The sequence below is a fragment of the Chryseobacterium sp. MYb264 genome (assembly GCF_035974275.1).
Taxonomy (GTDB): Bacteria; Bacteroidota; Bacteroidia; order Flavobacteriales; family Weeksellaceae; genus Chryseobacterium.
The window spans coordinates 3967592-3985022 of sequence record NZ_CP142422.1 but is presented as its reverse complement, the minus strand read 5'-3'; the positions used below and the strand labels follow the sequence as shown (position 1 = coordinate 3985022).

At 35.8% G+C, this 17431-nt stretch carries 16 protein-coding genes and 1 tRNA gene; 7 read left to right on the top strand and 10 right to left on the bottom strand.

Features of this window, described 5'->3' with window-relative positions; genetic code table 11:
* Positions 1–83 precede the first annotated feature (83 nt).
* Together VUJ46_RS17305 and VUJ46_RS17300 are read right to left on the bottom strand one after the other, a co-directional pair.
* Positions 84–1439 carry a sensor histidine kinase gene (locus VUJ46_RS17305; RefSeq protein WP_326981970.1) on the bottom strand — a complete coding sequence of 452 codons (1356 nt, stop codon included), beginning with the start codon at positions 1437–1439 and terminating at the stop codon, positions 84–86.
* Position 1440: 1 nt separating this feature from the next.
* Positions 1441–2115 carry a response regulator transcription factor gene (locus tag VUJ46_RS17300; protein ID WP_326981969.1) on the bottom strand — a complete coding sequence of 225 codons (675 nt, stop codon included), beginning with the start codon at positions 2113–2115 and terminating at the stop codon, positions 1441–1443.
* 93 nt (positions 2116–2208) lie between these two features.
* Between VUJ46_RS17300 and VUJ46_RS17295 the strand changes: the two genes are divergently transcribed.
* Complete coding sequence (locus tag VUJ46_RS17295; protein WP_326981968.1) at positions 2209–3699, top strand: DNA recombination protein RmuC; 1491 nt, start codon at positions 2209–2211, stop codon at positions 3697–3699.
* Positions 3700–3763: 64 nt separating this feature from the next.
* Positions 3764–4531 (top strand): TrmH family RNA methyltransferase, encoded by a 768-nt coding sequence (locus VUJ46_RS17290; RefSeq protein ID WP_326981967.1) that lies wholly within the window; start codon positions 3764–3766, stop codon positions 4529–4531.
* A 459-nt stretch (positions 4532–4990) separates the two neighbouring features.
* On the opposite strand, the gene VUJ46_RS17285 is transcribed toward VUJ46_RS17290, so the two are convergent.
* Positions 4991–5242 (bottom strand): hypothetical protein, encoded by a 252-nt coding sequence (locus VUJ46_RS17285; RefSeq protein ID WP_326981966.1) that lies wholly within the window; start codon positions 5240–5242, stop codon positions 4991–4993.
* 183 nt (positions 5243–5425) lie between these two features.
* On the opposite strand from VUJ46_RS17285, the gene VUJ46_RS17280 reads away from it, so the two are divergent.
* Positions 5426–6589 carry a hypothetical protein gene (locus VUJ46_RS17280; RefSeq protein WP_326981965.1) on the top strand — a complete coding sequence of 388 codons (1164 nt, stop codon included), beginning with the start codon at positions 5426–5428 and terminating at the stop codon, positions 6587–6589.
* Positions 6573–7151, top strand: a complete 579-nt coding sequence (locus VUJ46_RS17275) for a hypothetical protein (RefSeq protein WP_326981964.1) — start codon at positions 6573–6575, stop codon at positions 7149–7151. Before VUJ46_RS17280 ends, VUJ46_RS17275 begins: the two co-directional genes overlap by 17 nt.
* Here VUJ46_RS17275 and VUJ46_RS17270 read toward each other — a convergent pair.
* Together VUJ46_RS17270 and trhO are read right to left on the bottom strand one after the other, a co-directional pair.
* Positions 7097–7675: a 5-formyltetrahydrofolate cyclo-ligase gene (locus VUJ46_RS17270; RefSeq protein ID WP_326981963.1), complete on the bottom strand. Its 579-nt coding sequence runs from the start codon at positions 7673–7675 to the stop codon at positions 7097–7099. The two genes, VUJ46_RS17275 and VUJ46_RS17270, sit on opposite strands and share 55 nt — an antisense overlap.
* A 5-nt stretch (positions 7676–7680) precedes the next feature.
* Positions 7681–9057, bottom strand: coding sequence for an oxygen-dependent tRNA uridine(34) hydroxylase TrhO (gene trhO, locus VUJ46_RS17265; protein WP_326981962.1), 1377 nt, complete (start codon positions 9055–9057; stop codon positions 7681–7683).
* A gap of 408 nt (positions 9058–9465) precedes the next feature.
* On the opposite strand from trhO, the gene VUJ46_RS17260 reads away from it, so the two are divergent.
* The gene (locus VUJ46_RS17260; protein ID WP_326981961.1) at positions 9466–11013 is read left to right on the top strand and encodes a trypsin-like peptidase domain-containing protein; all 1548 of its coding nucleotides are present in this window, start codon (positions 9466–9468) and stop codon (positions 11011–11013) included.
* A gap of 87 nt (positions 11014–11100) precedes the next feature.
* On the opposite strand, the gene VUJ46_RS17255 is transcribed toward VUJ46_RS17260, so the two are convergent.
* The 3 genes from VUJ46_RS17255 to VUJ46_RS17245 form a co-directional block, all read right to left on the bottom strand.
* On the bottom strand, positions 11101–11556 hold the full coding sequence (locus VUJ46_RS17255; protein ID WP_326981960.1) for a hypothetical protein: 456 nt from the start codon (positions 11554–11556) through the stop codon (positions 11101–11103).
* Complete coding sequence (locus VUJ46_RS17250) at positions 11556–11936, bottom strand: RidA family protein (protein ID WP_326981959.1); 381 nt, start codon at positions 11934–11936, stop codon at positions 11556–11558. The genes VUJ46_RS17255 and VUJ46_RS17250 overlap by 1 nt, the downstream gene beginning before the upstream one ends.
* Positions 11937–12003: 67 nt before the next feature.
* Positions 12004–14592, bottom strand: coding sequence for a putative LPS assembly protein LptD (locus VUJ46_RS17245; protein ID WP_326981958.1), 2589 nt, complete (start codon positions 14590–14592; stop codon positions 12004–12006).
* Between the two features lie 65 nt (positions 14593–14657).
* On the opposite strand from VUJ46_RS17245, the gene VUJ46_RS17240 reads away from it, so the two are divergent.
* Together VUJ46_RS17240 and VUJ46_RS17235 are read left to right on the top strand one after the other, a co-directional pair.
* Positions 14658–15944, top strand: coding sequence for an N-acetylmuramoyl-L-alanine amidase family protein (locus VUJ46_RS17240; RefSeq protein WP_326981957.1), 1287 nt, complete (start codon positions 14658–14660; stop codon positions 15942–15944).
* A gap of 59 nt (positions 15945–16003) precedes the next feature.
* Positions 16004–16078: transfer RNA gene (locus tag VUJ46_RS17235), tRNA-Glu, on the top strand.
* Between the two features lie 451 nt (positions 16079–16529).
* On the opposite strand, the gene VUJ46_RS17230 is transcribed toward VUJ46_RS17235, so the two are convergent.
* Together VUJ46_RS17230 and VUJ46_RS17225 are read right to left on the bottom strand one after the other, a co-directional pair.
* Positions 16530–16874, bottom strand: a complete 345-nt coding sequence (locus tag VUJ46_RS17230; protein WP_326981956.1) for a hypothetical protein — start codon at positions 16872–16874, stop codon at positions 16530–16532.
* A 19-nt stretch (positions 16875–16893) separates the two neighbouring features.
* Positions 16894–17424, bottom strand: a complete 531-nt coding sequence (locus VUJ46_RS17225) for an EndoU domain-containing protein (protein WP_326981955.1) — start codon at positions 17422–17424, stop codon at positions 16894–16896.
* Between the last annotated feature and the right edge of the window lie 7 nt (positions 17425–17431).

Genomic DNA, 17431 nt, shown 5'->3' with positions numbered 1-17431 from the left:
TGGAGGCTGGAAGAAGGAGGTTGAGAAGAGATAAATAAGATGATTTCGGACGTATCAAAACTTCCATCCCAATATTTTAAAGATTAAGCATTAAAAATCAGGCGGACCGTTGTTCCTACATTCACTTCAGAATCAATTTTCATTGAAATATGGTGATGATCAAAAATACTTTTGGAAAGAGACAGTCCGATCCCGCTTCCTTTTACTTCATTAACATTTTTACCGCGGAAGAACGTTTCGGTTATACTGCTAAGATCTTCCTTGGAAATTCCTTTTCCTTGATCTTTCACTTCGATATGTAATTTGTCTGTATCCTCGAAAATATTAATCTCAATAGAATTATTTGAAGAATATTTTATCGCGTTCTCCACAATATTATATAAAGCTAAAAACAACAATGTTTCATTTCCCGGATATTCCAGCAATGAAGGTTTTACCACCTGCATATTTATTCTTATGGAAGATTGATGTTCTTTGGCTTTGGGTTCCAGTTTAGAATAAATTTTCCAGATCAGCTCATCGATTCTTACGGTTTTATGAGATGCTTCAAGCTTAGCCAAACCGGACATCAACAAAAGATTATTCAGAATATTTTCAATTTCGTAGACATTATCCAGAGATTCCTTTACCACTTTCCGATATTCTTCTGGTGTGCGGTCTTTCTGGGCAAACACTTCAAGATTCCCGGAGATCGCAGCCAAAGGGGTTTTAAACTCATGAGAAACATAGTTGATAAAATTCTGTTGCAACAGCATATTTTCAGAGATCCTTCCGAATAATTTATTGTAAGATTTAATGAGCTCCTCAATCTCATCATTGGTATTGGTGGTTGTTATCGCCTGGGAAATATTATTATAATCTACGTTATTGATATGTTTAACCACATTCGAGACCGGTTTATAAACCACTTTTGAAAGATAGCGGCTCAGAATAAAAATAGCCGTAAGCCCCAAAATAAGCACCGTTAACATGATGATCGACAGCCTGAAAATCTGGGACTGAAAGGAATCATTTGAAGATTTTACAAAAACCACAAAGTCTCCCTGATTATCAGGATAAAAAATCCCGTAATAAAAATGATCATCAGACATAAACTGAACCCACTGGTTGGCTCTCGCCGCATTCAGATGTTTCTGTTTAATATAAGGATCATTAAAATCTTCTCCGAAAGTCACTTTATTATCCTGATCATAAATCGCTACTTCCCGATTCCGGATCAGACTTTTATATTCTTTTTTGATTTGGGCATGACGGTTGACGGAAAGTTCGTCTTTTTCAAGATAATAAATCGCAGAAATAAGCGCTGTATTCTTCAGTTTTTCAAAATACGAAATTTTGGTACTGTCGTAATAGGCGAAATAAATCACTGCAAACGTAATGATGGAAACAATGCCGAACGACAGGCTTGAAATAAGGGTAAATCGGTTTCTTAAAGTCATTTTAATCCTTGATCAGATAGCCGGTTCCTTTAATGGTATGAATAATTTTATGCTCACTTTCATCTATTTTGTTCCGGAGATAAGAAATATAAACGTCCACCAGATTGGTATTGTTATCAAAATTAATTCCCCAGACATTGTGAAGAATCTGCGTTCTGCTCAGCACTTTATTCTTATTCTCCAAAAGAAAGTTCAGCAACTTATATTCAGTGGGTGAAAATTCTATTTCAGACCCATTCTGGGTTACTTTATGAAGATCTTTATCAATCGTCAGATTTCCGCAAGAAATCAATTGAGATTCGTTTTCGTAGCTTAATCTATTTCTTCTTGTCAATGCTTTAATTCTTGAAATCAGTTCTTCAAAATGAAAAGGCTTTGATAAATAATCATCTGCTCCCAAATCCAGCATTTTAATTTTATCATCAGGACTGTTTAATGCGCTGATGACTAAAATAGGCGTATAATTTTTCTTAAACCGAATAATCTGAGTTAACTGAATTCCGTCCAGACCCGGAAGCATAATATCCATCAGAATAATATCAAATTCATACAGACCAACCATCTCCCGGGCTATTTCACCAGATTCCGCTAACGTGATATGATAACCTATCTCGCTTAACCCCTTTACCAAAAAATTGCTGATCCTCGAATCATCTTCCACTAACAAAATATTCATGTTGCCGAAATTTCCTCTAAAGATAAGCATCATTTTTTTGAGATCAGAAACAAACCTTCTTTATTCCAATGCTTTTTTTCCTATTTTTGAAGTATGGAGATGAGTTATTTAATTATCGGGTTAGCAGCAGGCGGCGCTGTAGGGGCGGCTATTTCATACTTTGCGCTAAAATCATCCATGATTTTAAGAAGTACTTACGACGAACTGAACCAATTATACATAAAAAATAAAGCCGATACTGACAATGCCAACCTAAAGATGGGAGAGCTGATTCAGGATCATACAAAGGAAAAGGAAGCTTTCTTACGACAGGCTGATATTTTAGATGATCTTAAAAGTGAATATGCCAAAATTTCGGCAGAACACACAACTCTCAGCACCCAACTGACAGAGCTCAAACAGATGAATGCACGACACACCACTCATACTGAGAGTTTGATGAACGAAAAACAGGAGCTTTTTGTTAAAAATGCCGAGCTTTCCGCCATCAATGATAGTATGCAGAGAACTTTGACCACACAAAAGGAGGAGGTAATAAAAATACAGCAGGAAGCCAGGCTTCAGTTTGAAAATATGGCCAATAAAATCCTGGAAGAAAAAACAGAAAGATTTACTACGCTTAATCAAAATAACCTTAAAAATATTCTTGAGCCGTTTCAGGAAAAAATTACCGATCTGAAAAACCGTGTCAACGAAGCTTACGAACAGGAAAATAAGGAACGTTTTTCTCTTGCCGAAAAAGTGAAGGAACTGGCAGAACTGAATCAGCAGATCTCTGAAGACGCTAAAAAACTCACCCGCGCGCTGAAAGGTGAAAGTAAAACACAGGGAAACTGGGGTGAAATGATCCTTGAAAGTATCCTTGAAAAATCCGGTTTGGTAAAAGGGAGAGAATATTTCCTGGAGCATGAACTTCGTGATGAAGATAATAAAGCACTATTTTCCGAATTTTCAGGTAAAAAAATGCGTCCTGATGCCGTGATAAAATATCCTGATGAAAGAAATGTGATCATTGACTCGAAAGTTTCCCTGACCGCATTTACCGATTTGGTGGATGAAACTGATCAGGATATTTATGTAATGAAACTGAATCAACATTTGAATTCTGTAAAAAACCATATCAACCAATTAAGCCAAAAAGCATATGATGATTACGGAAAATCTCTGGACTTCGTGATGATGTTCATTCCTAGTGAGCCAGCTTATATTGCAGCGATGCAGGCCGACCAAAACCTTTGGAATTATGCGTACGACAGAAGAATTCTTTTGCTCAATCCGAGTAATTTAATTACTTCTTTAAAGTTAATTGCAGATCTCTGGAAAAGAGAGTACCAAAACCGAAATTCCATGGAAATTGCAGACAGAGGAGCCAAATTGTATGATAAATTTGTGGGTTTTGTGGATAATCTTGAAAAAGTGGGCCGAAATCTGGACTCGGCAAAAAATGTTTACAACGATGCTTATAAACAGCTCTCTTCAGGGAATGACAACTTGATTATTCAGACACAAAAGTTAAAATCTTTAGGCATAAAAAACAAAAAAGAGCTGCCGCAAAGTCTTATTTCCGACATTGATTCTGAATGATCCTCAATAAATTATTTTTAAAAAAGTATTTTTGCATTAATTATCATTTATCAACTATCCCTATATGCTCATCGAAAGTTTTCAGAACGAAAAGATAAAAAATATCACGAAACTCCTTACAGACAACAGATTCAGAAAAAAATCAAAAGTATTTGTGGTGGAAGGCCAGCAGGAAAATGAACGAGCCCTGAAGTATGATTTTGAACCTGTTGAATATTTCATCTGCGAAAATATCTTCAAAGGCGTTCGACCTAAAGGAAAAATTCATTTGGTCAACGATAAAGTGTATGAAAAAATAGCGTACAGAGGAAGTTCTGAAGGCATTATCGGAGTCTATCAAACCAAAGAAGCCCAGCTTCGGGATTTCAAACCTAAAGAAAATTCTACCGTAATTATTGTAGAAGGAGTGGAAAAGCCCGGGAATTTAGGGGCAATCCTTAGAAGTTGTGAAGCCTTTGGTATTGATGCATTGATCGTCACCGATACAAAAGCCGACTTTTATAACCCGAATGTAATCCGTTCAAGTGTAGGATGTCTTTTCGGAATGGAGATTTTTCAGGCAGAAAATGATGAATTATTAGACTATTTAAAAGATAATCGCTTCAATATCTACACAACGATCATGGATGAAACCGCAGAAAATCTTTACAAAAGGGATTTTACGCAGAGATCAGCTGTTTTATTCGGTACAGAACATTCAGGCTTGAGTGATTTCTGGACTGGAAAGGGCAAAAATACATTAATTCCCATGGTAGGAAGCATCGATTCTCTGAATTTAAGTAATGCAGTGGCGATTACTTGCTATGAGGCACTGAGGCAGAAGAATGGGTAAATGAATTTTTTTGCCACGAATGCACAAATATTTTTACTTCCCACAGATCGCAGAGATTTTCACAGATGCTGCTGTCTTTGTTGGTTGTTCGCAAGGACGCAAAGATACTTTTTAATACTCTATGTTTTTAAGTCGCAAGGATTTTATCTTTGATAAAATTGAGGGCTGCATCGTATGGCCACGAATGCGCGAATATTTTTATTTTCCACAGATTTTCACTTATGATGATGCCGATTTTATATTGCTTAAACTTTGGTGTTCAATATGTAAAGCGTAAGGAAAAAAACTGTATCATTTGCAAAATCTGCGAAAGTAACAAAGACGTTCTGATGAGTTAAACTTTTTGCTTAGTCCCCAAGTTTTGATACTGATCCATTAATTTCGCTTATTACTCGAAACGACAATGCATAAAAAAACCGTCTCACTGAGTGAAACGGTTCTTTTATCTTAAAGTTTAGATTATTTCTTAACTTCTTCTTTAACTTCAGTTTTAGCAGCGTCAGCAGCAGCATCAACTTTAGCTGTAGCAGAATCAGCAGTAGCTTTTACTGAATCAACAGCAGCAGTAGCAGTAGAATCTACAGCAGCAGCTGAAGAATCGATAGCAGCAACAGCAGAATCAGCGTTACCTTCTGTAGCAGTAGCTTCAGTTTTTTTACAAGCAACTAAAGAGATTGCAGCGATAGCAGCTACGAATAATGACTTTTTCATAATAAATTAAATTTAATTTTGTTAATATTGTTTTATAAAATTTTTCTCTGTTCCGTTATTTGAACAAGACAAAGGTAGAACAGATAGAAAATTTGTCTACGCAAAATAATTGTAATACCTTTGTAAAATTATTTTACAAAATAACAACACTGATAATCAATAAATTAATTATTTTTAAATAGTTTGACAGATTTAGACCTACTACACTTTGAGCAGCTGAAAAAGGATGTGCAGGCTCAATATTTAGAAGAATACACCCCTTCCTTTGATGATATTTCAAAATGGAAGGGTATTGATATTATATATTTTCAGGAAGATCTTCGAAAAAAAGCCAAAGGTAATATTAGCGAAAAATCTTTTTACACCTACTTCAAAAATGCGCCGGTTACCAAATTACCAAGAATTGACATGCTCAATTTATTGAGTATTTATGCGGGATACGACTCTTGGTATGAATTCAAGAAACAACATCTTTTTGCCGGGGAATTGTTGCAGGATGAACAGAATATCGACGATGAAGAAGGGAAAAAACTGCAACAAATGGTATCTGAAGTATCTCCTTCGCCTGAAGTTGACATTGTTGCTCCAAAAATAGAATCCAAGACCGAAGAAATCACTGATTTACAAAAAACTAATACTGAAAATCAGGAAATTAACAAAAATTCAACATCTTTAGAAAAGCAACAGAATACGACCTCTGTATTTCATAAAAGAAACTACCAAAAAGCCACTTGGATTACGGTGACTTCCATATTCGCGGTTTTATTGGGAGTGCTTGGGTTCAAGGATGTATTATTTTCCAAGGAATATACGTATTGCTTTACCGATGCTGACAGAGGAGCCGGAGTGATCAATACTTTAGAAATAAAAGTAATCAAAGAAAATGAATCTCCCATTCTTTATAAAATCAAACCTGGAGAGTGTTTCGTGTATTCAACCAAAGATAAAAATCTCAAAATGCAGATCTCTTCTCCTTTCTACGAATATCTTGAGGTCAACCGAAGTCTTGAAAATGCACCAGATGACGAAATGATAGAGCTGAAGCCTGATGATTATAAAATGGCCGCCTATTATTTCTCTATCAAAGACGCCAATGGAGATCCTGAAGAGCTTAAAAAGAAAAGAAGCCAGCTTGAAAACCTAATCAGTAATAATGCAGTCATTTATCAGATCTATGACAGCAATATTTACGGAATTGAAAGACTAGACAAACAAAAATATATTACACTCGTAACAACCCCGACGACTTCTCTTAAGAATTTAAGTGTCATCGAAATGAAAAAAGATACCCAGGGGAAAATTATATCTATTAAATTTAAAATTGCAACAGATGAAAAGGATAAATAAATTTTTACCATTTATATTTTCACTTATTATTCTGGTTTCCTGTAATAATAATAAAACCACTCCGCAAGTAAGTGATCTTGATAAACTGAGAAACAGTAATAATCCTGCCGTTCAGATGGACAGTATGCAGGCTATCAACTCTATTACCAAGCAGAAAGTCCAGGAGTTACTGGATCTCTCCACGCTTTATCTTTCCGGAAAAAGAGATACGGAAATAGATACCGTAATCTATTCCCAGATGGAAGGCTATTTTCATAAGCCGGATTCTACGACTTTTAAAAACCTGTTCCGGGAAATGGACAGCCTGAAGGCTAAAAGTGTGAAGGTGAATAAACTGGAAGTGTATAAAGATTATGACAAAAAAGATACGTTAGACTTCGCGAAGTTCAATGTTGAGTATTTTGACGGAAAAAATAAATCTTTGGGAACATTTGAGAAGAATGCCCAATACATTCTAATGTCAACACCGAAAGTAAATAAGGAATTTAAGTTCTATTTCCTTAATTTCTATTCAAAACCATTGGTAAAGAAAGACAGTACATCCGTGGGTGTTACCAAGTAGTCCAGCGGAATATCATTTTCCCAGACATCATCGATATTTTCATCGGGGTTAAAATAATTAACTCCGATTTTTTTTACTTCTTTTGAAATCCTTTCAAAAAAGCCATCGTAGAAACCTTTGCCATAACCTACCCTATTTCCCTTATGATCACAGTACAAAAGCGGAGTAATCACATAATCGAAATCGGTCTCTCCGGAATCTTCATTAGAAACAGGTTCAGAAATACCCCAATTGTTCGTTTCAAAGACGGTATCTGCAAAAATTTCAATATGAATCAACTGATCTGTTACAACTTTAGGCACAAACACACGGATCTTATGCTTTAAAAAATAATTAATTAAAACCTTTGTATCAATCTCCTTTTTACCTGAAATCGGAATGAAAATATGAACTTTTTCCGCCTCATTCGGTTTGAAATAACGCAGAAAATTTTCACTTATTTTCTCAGATAACAGGAAAGCCTCATCAGAAGACAAGGCTTTTCTTTTTTGCATATATTTTTTTCTAAGCTCAGCTTTAAACATAATGATTATGCATTTTCGGGAGCTATGATTTTGTATAATTTGTCAGACATACGAACTTTAAAAGGAATCTCAAAAGTAATCTGATCTCCCGCCTTTGCCGTTTCGCAAGGACCTCCGTTCGCAAATATCTGAGTAATCGTAAATTCCTGTTCACCAGTTGTCGGTCCGGAAATTAACACTTTATCTCCAATAGACAGCTCTTTGTTCTCAATTAAAAACTGTCCAATCTTCGATTTAGAATAATAATGTTCTCCTTTTCCGATCAACACCTTTTTAACGGCAATTTTCTTACGAATATCTCTTGTTTCAGTTTTTTCCGCTTTCGCTAAAATCTGAGTGGTAAGATCTCCTGAGGTTTTAAATTTCAAAGCTTCAGACTTTCCTTTTCTGAACACTTTATTTCCGACCTGTAACCCTTTTCTTTTGGCTACCTGCTCATTCCACGGCAAATGAATGGTTTCAAGACATTCCGTAGAACATGTATTTTCCATGACTTCCTTACATTCATCACATTGAATGAATAATAAGTGACAGGCATCATTGGCACAATTGGTGTGGTTATCACACGGTTTTCCACATTGGTGGCATTTAGCAATGATATCGTCTGTAATTCTTTCTCCTAAACGGTGATCGAATACGAAGTTTTTTCCAATGAATTTACTTTCAATATTTTCTTCCTTGATCTGTCGGGTATATTCAATAATCCCACCTTCCAGCTGATAGACATTTTTAAAACCCTGATGTTTGAAATAGGCACTCGCTTTTTCACAACGAATTCCTCCTGTACAATACATCAAAAGGTTTTTATCTTCTTTAAAATCCTGTAACTGATCGTTGATAATCGGTAAACTTTCTCTGAAATTTTCAACATCCGGTGTTATGGCTCCTTCAAAATGGCCCACTTCACTTTCGTAATGATTTCTGAAATCTACTACAATTGTATTCGGATCAGAAAGCATATCATTGAATTCCTGTGCTTTCAGGTGAATTCCTTTATTGGTAACATCAAAAGTGTCGTCATTCAATCCATCGGCAACGATTTTATGTCTTACTTTTATGGTTAATTTTAAAAATGAATGATTGTCTTGCTCTACCGCTACATTCAGACGAATTCCTTTCATGAAGTCATATACTTCAAGCGTATCACGGAAAGCCTCAAAATTTTCTGCAGGAATACTCATCTGAGCATTAATTCCTTCATGGGCAACATAAATACGACCAAGTGCATCAAGAGCATTCCAGGCTATAAATAATTCGTCGCGAAATTTTTTGGGATCTGAAAGATTGGCATACGCATAGAAAGACAGTGTAAGGCGTTCCTTACCAGCTTCATCAATAAGTTGAGCTCTTTCTTCTGCGCTTAAGGTGTTATACAGTTGCATGCTATAAACTTTTTAAGTGAGAAAAATATTTTTGCAAAGATAGGAATTTTTAATTTGGTTGTTGGTTTTTAATTGATGGATGATAGTGCTTGGTTGTTGGTTGACGAACCCTTATCAAGGTTTAAAACCTTGACAAGGGTGGCAGCGTACCTTCCAATAAAAAGATTATATTTAACTTTTATGTCCATATTGACATCTATAGTATGTCAGATTGTCATTTAATATAATTTTAAGTTTTGTTAATTACGAGATATAATTATGACATAACACATAAAATAATCTTATTCTAGTTAAATTTTAGTTAAAACTGAAACATTGCGTACCAATCGCATACCTATTTAGCATTAAATTTGTTTACACTAAAATGAAAAGTTTAAAAAATTAATAAATAATAAAGAAGATATAACAATGAAGAGTACTTTAAAAAAACTATTACCATTTGCAGTAGTTGGAGTTATCTCAGGAGCTACTACCGTTGGAACGATACAATATTTTGGCCACGGTTCTAATAATGAAGATCAATCCTACTTTACAAAGGCATCGAATGTTTCTTTTGCAGGGATGAATACTGCTGCGGTGGGTGACGACTTCGTAAAAGCAGCTAAAACAACCGTTCCGGCTGTGGTAACGATTAAAAACTATCAGAACAGAGCTTCTTCGGGAGGCAACAGAGCTTCTGAACAGGATTTATTCGATTTCTTTTTCGGTGATCCATTTGGAGGCGGAGGAAGAGGTCAGCAAAGACAAAAGCAACAGCAACAACAGACTCCAGATAATATGCCATCAGGTATGGGGTCAGGGGTTATTATCTCTCCTGACGGATACATCATCTCCAACAATCACGTGGTAGCAGGAGCAAGTAAACTTGAAGTTGTTTTAAGCAATAAAAAATCATATATCGCGACCTTAATAGGGACAGACCCGAATACGGATATTTCTCTATTAAAGATCGAAGAAAAAGGATTACCTTATTTAAATTTTGCTAATTCTGATAATATTGAAGTTGGACAATGGGCATTGGCAGTGGGTAACCCACTTGGATTGAACTCAACAGTAACAGCCGGTATTATTTCTGCGAAAGGTAGAGGTATCGGAATTTTAGGAGGTCAAGGTAAAGCAACTAACCCAATTGAAAGTTTTATTCAGACTGATGCAGCCATTAACCCTGGAAACTCCGGAGGTGCTTTGGTGAATACGAATGGAGAATTAATTGGTATCAACTCAGCGATCCAGTCTACGACAGGTTATTACCAGGGATACGGATTTGCTGTTCCTTCAAATTTAGCCAGAAAAATTGTTGAAGATATTAAGAAATTCGGTATTGTACAGAGAGGTTTCTTAGGTGTACAGTCATTAGACTTATCCGATGATATGCAGGTAGCAGCTTACAATAAGCAGAAAAAAACCAATATTAAAGCGGGCTCAGGAGTTTACATATTAGGCTTTGGAGACAACAGTGGTGCCGAAGATGCAGGATTGAAAGTTGGAGACGTCATCACGAAAATTGATGCTACAAACATCACAGACTTTGCAGATTTATCTATGTCAATCGGAAGCAAACGTCCTGGAGATAAAGTTCAGTTGGTATATGTAAGAAACGGGAAAGAAAATACAACTACCGTAACCTTGAAAGATCAGAAAGGCGGAACTTCTACCAGAACAAAAGCAGATCTTACGGTAACGGAAAAACTGGGAGCAGAATTCCAGGGTCTTGATGACAGAACGAAAGCCTACTACGGTTTAACCAGTGGAGTGGTCGCTAAAAATGTAGTGGAAGGGAGTGAAATTGCTAAAGCAGGTGTTGTTGACGGCTACATTATCACCGAAATTAATGGAAAACCGGTAAATTCTCAAAAAGATGTAGAAAGTCTTTTAAATAAATTTAACGGAACAGGACAGATCAAATACATGGATGACTACGGAAGAGGATACCAGAGAGGTTTTAAAATGCCTTAATCATTTAGTGCTAAACAAACATTTCATATCAACGAAAACGGGCTGCAAAACTATTTTGCAGCCCGTTTTTATTTTGGTCTAAATCAATTAAGATTTATTATTCATTTTGTCAGCGATTCTTTTCTTTTTGTTTCGTTCATAAATCACTTCTACAATCTTTCCTCCTATCCATGAAAACGGGAAAAACGTTAGGAATATAGAGATCTTATAAAATGTAGGATGATACGGAAAAATAATAACATCCAGCATCGCTATAAACAGCATGATGAAGCCGATAAGAATAGCGTAGGCTACTTTGGCATATTTTACAATCACCGCTGTTACCACACCTCCTACTGTAGTTCCCAAACCGGAAATAAACAACAGAAAACCGAAGAATGCCTGATCATCTTTCATACTGAAAAGAAACCTTTGCCAATGCTCAAAGGGAGCAAAAGCTTCAAAAGTAACCCATTGCGGAAAAACCCTTATACCAAGAGTAATAATAAGCCCTGCAATACCAAGCCCTACAATAACCGCTAATGTATTTCTAAAGATGTTCATTAATCCTGATGTGCAATCATAGAAATTTCAATGTCAACATTTTTTGGCAGGCAAGAAACCTGTACCGTTTCACGAGCCGGAAAGCTTTCCGTATCTAAATAAGACGCATAAATATCGTTCATTACCGCAAAATCGTCCATACTTTTAAGGAAGATGGTAGCTTTTACCACGTTTTTAAAAGTCATCCCCGCTTCTGTAAGGATCGCCTCAAGGTTTTTCATTACCTGGTGTGTTTCCTTCTCAATACCTTCTACCAATTTTCCGGTGGCAGGATCTACAGGAATCTGACCAGAGATGTATAAAACACCATTGGCAAGATTCGCTTGTGAATAAGGTCCGATAGCCGCAGGAGCGTTAACTGTGTTGATTATTTGTTTCATTAGAATTTATTTTGGGTGCAAATATAAAATTTATATTCTATTTCTATCTTTAAATCTATGTCCGATCTTAGAACGGTGAATTTGGCTGTGTAAAACTTCTGTCTTTATACTTCAGTGCATCACTCAAAATATTGGCTTTAATACCGATAAAGAAGTCATACACTTTATACTGACCGAAAGGAACCCAGTTGAAGTTGATTGTAAAACTTCGCTGATCTCTCGAAAAACCAATTCTCGTATAAGCCAATTGTTTAGTCACCATATCATAATGCGTGCTTCCGTTGATATTCCAATATGGAGTTAATTTAATACTTCCATCCAAACCTACGGATGCAATTTTATTTGCATTTCTTGTTGCGTTTCTTGTATAGGCGTAGTTTGCATTAACATTCAAAGTCCATGCCTGATCGAAACGGGCGTAATTATCATCATCAAAATAATAATTTTCATTTCGCACCTCCCCTTTCTGGGAATACTTTTTGGCATAATCTGTTTTCTCACCAAAAATCTCGCTGCTTAAAGGATACGATAACTGAACATTGAATCCCTGAACACTGAAATGTCCAAATTCCTCTGTTCTGATTCCCTGCTCTACTCCGGGAAGAAACATGATTTTATAAGGATCAAGCGTCAAACTCGTATTGACACTCAGTTTATTTTCAAAGAAAGAAGATTGCCCGTTGATTGAAAATACAGACCAAGGGTGATCTTTCGCCGCAAAGTTATAGTTGGCCGAGAAGTTTAATGATTCGAAAATCTTTACTTTTTTTACTCCCGTTGAATCTTTCTTAGATTTTACTTTCATCTCAACATTGTTTCCAACGTTAATACCTAATGCACCAACCATGCCACTTGTAGGCTGTCCAACGATTCCTTTTTCAAAAATCGAATAGGTAGTTAAAGCTCCGTTGGCATTATAATAATTCTTAAAATATCCAAAACCGGAACCTCCAAAATCAGGTGAATAGGTAAAACCGATACTCGGCGTCATCATATGCCTCACCGCTTCTACAGCTCCTCCTTTCTTGAATTTCATCATACCATAAAGCGTAGTCTGCAAACTCGCAGTTGTTGAGAAAATAGAATATCCTGCGATATTTTTATTAACAACATCCACATCTTTATTAATGATCGGGTCGTAAGTTCTCGTTAATGTTTTTGTCGTTAAAGCGTTATCGATATTCGCTCCTAAACTGAAAGTAAAATATTTCGCCACCGTTGTATTGGTTCCCAATGAAATATTATTCTTTAAACCTGTCTGCATTTTTTCCCACATGGCCGGAGTGAAAAGCTCTCCTTCTGTTGTGGAAACATAATTGGATAAATTCAACCCTGTGTTTACTGTAATATTTTCCAATAAACCTTGTCTCACCCCTGTTTTAGATTTAAATAAATAAAACTGATTGATCGCAACGTTCATCTGTGGCAAACGCAAATCTGAATTTCCTGTTGCAAAATTCTGAGAATAGGAAGCCGTTCCTGTAATAGTAACCGGCAATTTCAAAAATCTCTTGGTAACCGTTACCGTTGAGTTTTGCTGAGTATTTAATACATTCTGATTAAAAATATAATTATTATTGATTGTATTATTATAGAACCTGTTACTTACAATATCCACCGAAGCAGAAAATGTAAGGAACGGGTTTGCTTTTGTATCCTGAGTATGTCTCCAGGCAATTCTGTAGGTACTTGTTTTGGTATAATCATCAAGCCCTTTAATACCTCTTACCGTAGTTCCGATATCTGCAGAAAAGTTACCATTGTAGCGGTATTTTTTCACATAATTCATCTCTGGACGGAAATTCCAGCTTCCTTTAGTATAGAGATCGGCCAGCACTTTAATATCGAAATGCTCACCAATTGGTTGATAATACCCGATACTATTTAAAAAGAAACCAACATCTTCTCTTTCCCCAAAACTGGGAATCAGGATACCGGCCGACCTTTTATCTGAAAAAGGAAGAATGGCAAACGGCATAATTAAAGGCGTCGGCACTTCTTCGATATACATCTGAATGGGGCCTGTTACAATTTGAGATTTATTTTTTGTTTTAACCAGCTTGATGTGAGGCGCCAAAAGATAATAATCCGAAACGGTATCTTTTTTCTTCAGAAAATATTCGTCGGTCGTATACTTCCCACGTCTCATGAAGAAAACGGAATCGTTATATTTTTTTGTTTTTTCAGCAATAATTACCCCTTCACTTTCTTCCGTTCTGGCGTTATAGGCGATGGCCTGTTTTGTTTTATAATTATAATTAAACTGATCGGTCTCATATTTCTTTCCACCCTGATTGGTAATGACAGGTTCGATAATTTTTCTGCCTAAAGAATCTTGCTTTCCGCGAGCGAAAATGAGATTTTTCTGCTCATCAATAGAAATATAATCGGCGTCGATCTGCATATCCTGATATTTTACCTGAGCATTTTTGTTCAGATAAATCATCTTTTTAGGCACATCTCGGCGTATATCATCAGCCTTAGTCTGAAGAATATCATCTAAGGATTCCTTTTTTGCAACAATGGTATCCTTTTTGGAAATAGTATCATTAACCGCATTTTTAGGCAATTTTTCAGGAGTTTTCTGTGCTAAAAAATTGTTAAAAATTAGGATAATTAAAATTTGTAGTATATTTTTGAAGACGGTTTTGACCAATTTTTGTATATATTTATAGGTATATAATTATGGCTCAAAATTAATATAATTTTTAAAACTGTAAGATGCACAAACAAAATTTTAAAATAATTTTATCATTTCTTCTTATACTGGTCTCCCAAATCATTTTCGCTCAAAAAAAATTCACAGTGGTTTTAGACGCAGGACACGGGGGCAGCGACCATGGAGCCAACAGGAATTATGCAGACATAGGAAGAGTGGCTGAGAAGGATGTAACCCTTGCCATTACCCTTAAAGTTGGGGCAATGCTTGAAAAAAATAAAGATTTCAAAGTCATTTACACAAGAAAAATAGACGAATACCCGTCATTATCTGACCGAACCAATCTTGCCAACAGAAGTAAAGCAGATCTTTTCGTGTCTATTCACTGTAACTCTGCGACAAGAAATACAGCGTACGGAACTGAAACCTATGTTCAGGGACCCGATCAGAATGACACCAATCTGGAAGTGGCCAAAAGAGAAAATGATGTGATCTTTCTGGATGAAAAAGATAAACAGACATTTGGTTCTTATGATGCAAGCTCTCCGGAATCATTAATTGCCCTGAAACTTCAGCAAAGTAAATACCTGGAGTCTAGTTTATTGCTGGGAGGTTTGGTAGAAGATAATTTTGTAAATAAAGATAAAAGATTCTCCAGGGGAGTTTTTCAGAAAAACCTGCATGTGCTTCGTATGAACGCGATGCCTTCTGTACTTATTGAAACAGGATTTATCAATCATCCCGAGGAGAGCCATTATCTGGCATCAGATAAAGGGCAACAGGAAATTTCAGAAAGCATCTATGATGCTATTATTGATTATAAAAAAGCGATTGACCGAAAATCAGGAGGCCCTGTTGCCGTGAAGAAGCCTGAACCTGAAAAACCGGCGGAGGTTGCTTTAAAAAATGATTTCAGAATTCTTTTAATGAGCGCTCCCACCAAGTATAACGACGGAGATCCTGCTCTTAAAGGACTGAACTATATTCTTCCCATCAAAGAGAATGGCCTGTATAAATATTATTACGGAGTAACCAATATGGCTTCCGTAAAAGATATTAATATTAAAACAGCTAAAGATGCAGGCTTTAAAAATGCCTATGCAGTAGGGTTTATGCCGAATCAGAGACTGAACTCAGGATATTATACAATAGAAGTATACGTCGGTGAAAAGCTGAATGGCAATTCATTTATCATTCAGACCCTTAAAGATGTTGACCGAAATAAAGAGAGCGGGGTCTTCTATTACACCTACGGTAAGATGTATACTTTGGAAGATGCCGTCAAAACTCAAAAAGATTTAGAAGCTAAGGGAATTAAAAATACTGTCATTCAGAAAGTTTATAAATAACCCTAAAAAATAATTTTGATGTTAAAAAGTTAATCCTTACTTTTGCAACCTCAAAATTTGGCCTATTCGTCTAGTGGTCAGGACTCAAGGTTTTCATCCTTGCAACAGGAGTTCGATTCTCCTATAGGCTACCAAACTACATCATTCAATCCCTGATCAATACAAGGTTCAGGGATTTTTTTATTCCAAAAGTCAACGGAATCTCCACGAAATTTTAAAAGAACACTCATATACGCTTTGTACAAGGTAAATTTCGAAAATCTTTTTGTTCGCTAAAACTTTTCTTCCGTTTCTTTAACTTTTGTTTTTTTTACAACTTGACAGCTTCAAGATTTATAAATTCTGGAAACCAAAAAGAGACTGCTTTTGATTAATTAAGACAGTCTCTTTATGTACGAGTAATACCATTTTATGTTTGTAATTTCCTTTACATTATTCAACCCCTGCGGGGTTACAAGATCATTGAATACGTATTCATCGGGTTTTACCCGACGCTACTGATATTTAACCCCTGCGGGGTTTATGAAGGTAAATTCAAAAAGAAAACGGTATAAATTAAAAATTATTTGGTACTACTCCAATTTATCAACTATTTTCTTCAACAAATTTTTTAAAATCTTGTAAAAACTTAATAAACTCATCGTGCTCTAAATCCAAATCCTGTTTTTTAGACTTTTCTCCTGCTCTTTGCTTCATTAGATCTACAAAGAAAACCCCATATTTATTGCTTCGGAAGAAAACATCCTCATTTTGCCAGTCAAAGGATTCATCAGAATCTTTGTTTTTGCTTTGTTCCACACCGTCAATTAAACTTTGAATTTTTTGTGGTGTCCAATTCCAACTACCAAAGTGGTTTATAGTACTTTCTTCACTCTGAATAGAGTGTAAGATTGTGTCTCCCCACATATCTTTTTTAAATGTATATTTCATTTTGTATAATATTTTTATTTTACAGCAGTGGATATGCATTCATAATATTTCCTGCATCATCAACCTCAATTAATATGTCAAACCTACCTGAAGAGTCTTTGAACTTATATTGTTTAAATTTTTTACCCAATGAGGCTGGATTTACTCCTTGTCCTTTAACTACGGTATTTTCATACACATATGCTATTTCCTCCTGTATTCTTTTAACGTCCCAATTTTTAGGGAACATAGAAGATTCTGCATTTTTCACTAAATAACCATCTTTGTATTTTATACTGATTTTAGCCTTAAAAGGAACATCATCTGCCAATTGTGTCATAGAATAAACTCCTTCAGGGTCTAATATTTTCTCTACGTCTATTGCTCCGTTGAAGATTCCCGAACCTCTGTGTCCTCCTTGGGAAACTAAGACTTCATCTGTGTATTTGAAACCCGAAGGCAAGTTTTTTATAAAAAGTTCAGTATTAAACTCTCCTTCAAGATGATTGAAAAAACCTTTGTCAAATTTACTGAGCCATCTTCCAAAAGCCAATTCACGTAAACCTTTCACATCATCT

Coding starts and splice junctions, on each gene's coding strand:
- VUJ46_RS17305 (WP_326981970.1), bottom strand. CDS start 1,439: ATGACTTTAAGAAACCGATTTACCCTTATTTCAAGCCTGTCGTTCGGC.
- VUJ46_RS17300 (WP_326981969.1), bottom strand. CDS start 2,115: ATGAATATTTTGTTAGTGGAAGATGATTCGAGGATCAGCAATTTTTTG.
- VUJ46_RS17295 (WP_326981968.1), top strand. CDS start 2,209: ATGGAGATGAGTTATTTAATTATCGGGTTAGCAGCAGGCGGCGCTGTA.
- VUJ46_RS17290 (WP_326981967.1), top strand. CDS start 3,764: ATGCTCATCGAAAGTTTTCAGAACGAAAAGATAAAAAATATCACGAAA.
- VUJ46_RS17285 (WP_326981966.1), bottom strand. CDS start 5,242: ATGAAAAAGTCATTATTCGTAGCTGCTATCGCTGCAATCTCTTTAGTT.
- VUJ46_RS17275 (WP_326981964.1), top strand. CDS start 6,573: ATGAAAAGGATAAATAAATTTTTACCATTTATATTTTCACTTATTATT.
- VUJ46_RS17270 (WP_326981963.1), bottom strand. CDS start 7,675: ATGTTTAAAGCTGAGCTTAGAAAAAAATATATGCAAAAAAGAAAAGCC.
- trhO (WP_326981962.1), bottom strand. CDS start 9,057: ATGCAACTGTATAACACCTTAAGCGCAGAAGAAAGAGCTCAACTTATT.
- VUJ46_RS17260 (WP_326981961.1), top strand. CDS start 9,466: ATGAAGAGTACTTTAAAAAAACTATTACCATTTGCAGTAGTTGGAGTT.
- VUJ46_RS17255 (WP_326981960.1), bottom strand. CDS start 11,556: ATGAACATCTTTAGAAATACATTAGCGGTTATTGTAGGGCTTGGTATT.
- VUJ46_RS17250 (WP_326981959.1), bottom strand. CDS start 11,936: ATGAAACAAATAATCAACACAGTTAACGCTCCTGCGGCTATCGGACCT.
- VUJ46_RS17240 (WP_326981957.1), top strand. CDS start 14,658: ATGCACAAACAAAATTTTAAAATAATTTTATCATTTCTTCTTATACTG.
- VUJ46_RS17230 (WP_326981956.1), bottom strand. CDS start 16,874: ATGAAATATACATTTAAAAAAGATATGTGGGGAGACACAATCTTACAC.